The sequence below is a fragment of the Arthrobacter sp. CAU 1506 genome (assembly GCF_005047635.1).
Classification (GTDB): domain Bacteria; phylum Actinomycetota; class Actinomycetes; order Actinomycetales; family Micrococcaceae; genus Crystallibacter.
In genome coordinates, this window is record NZ_SUKC01000043.1 from 1 (window position 1) to 1,031 (window position 1,031).

Here is a 1,031-nt window from a genome sequence, read left to right on the forward strand (position 1 = left end):
GGTCGCTTGGAGCACCTTCGCGGCTCAGCCCTCGGATTCCGCAACCTCACCAACTACATCGCCAGATCACTGCTCGAAGCCGGCGGATTCAGACCGCATTTACACTCTCGATTCCGATGAGCCAGTTAAATAAAAGCAAACAAACTCTATTCCATTCCATATTCGCTCGCCGTGAACCGGATATTGGCCTAAAAGCATATTCGTGGATACACTTGCGGTAGGCGGACACTCCTGCATTTTGGTACTGGAACACGACTGAATTCGCCAAATTCCACTATGCCAAGTCTGTGGGAATTCCGAAGCCAGGCGTCGTGATGAAGCTCTTTTAGAACCGTTTTATCGCGGCGGATATATCAAGACCACCACGACGACGGAAGCTCTCGACGGTGCAGCCCGTGAGGAGAAGCGGATGCCCTTATCACCTGAAGAACAACAGCGACTCAAGACCATAGAGCGCCACCTCAGTTTGGAGGACCCGGACCTGGCCCGGAAAATGCGGTCAGGATCCGGCGGTACTGCCGTCAGGGTTTCACATGTCTGGGTGCCGCTTATGCTGCTGATCGGGGTTATGGCCTTGCCCGTCGGTATCGCTACCCAGTTGGCCATCGTCGCCGTCCTGGGGTTCATCCTCGCCGCTGCTGGAGCGTATGGCGCCATCGGCAATTCGCGCTTCGGGCATCCCGAAGGCAATAGGCTGGATGAAATCCGGGGGCAACAAGAAAAGCGTTAGCGACAGCATGACCGGGGGAGTCGCATAAGGACATGCCGCACATTCTTTAGGAGGAAAGTGTGACACAGGACAAAATTGCCTTTACCGTGACGGCGTCGCCCCGGGATGGCGGCGAAAAGGTTTTCCGCAACAGCATCCAGATCATGGTGGAAAACGGCGTCGGGGGAGCGAGTTTCATGGCTCTCCAAGGTTCGTGGTGAATGACGGGTCGTGTCTTTAGACAGAAGGGGCCCGTAGCCCTGTTGTGATGGATGTTCTTGACGCATTCATCAATGACAGGAACTACGAGCCTTGACCGAGC

Annotated in this window: 2 protein-coding genes; both read left to right on the forward strand. The window is 55.4% G+C overall.

Features of this window, described 5'->3' with window-relative positions:
- The first annotated feature begins 409 nt into the window (after window positions 1-409).
- Window positions 410-730: a DUF3040 domain-containing protein gene (locus tag E4J89_RS19305; RefSeq protein ID WP_169304078.1), complete on the forward strand. Its 321-nt coding sequence runs from the start codon at window positions 410-412 to the stop codon at window positions 728-730.
- Window positions 731-789: 59 nt separating this feature from the next.
- Window positions 790-930, forward strand: coding sequence for a hypothetical protein (locus tag E4J89_RS19505; RefSeq protein ID WP_169304079.1), 141 nt, complete (start codon window positions 790-792; stop codon window positions 928-930).
- Window positions 931-1,031 lie beyond the last annotated feature (101 nt).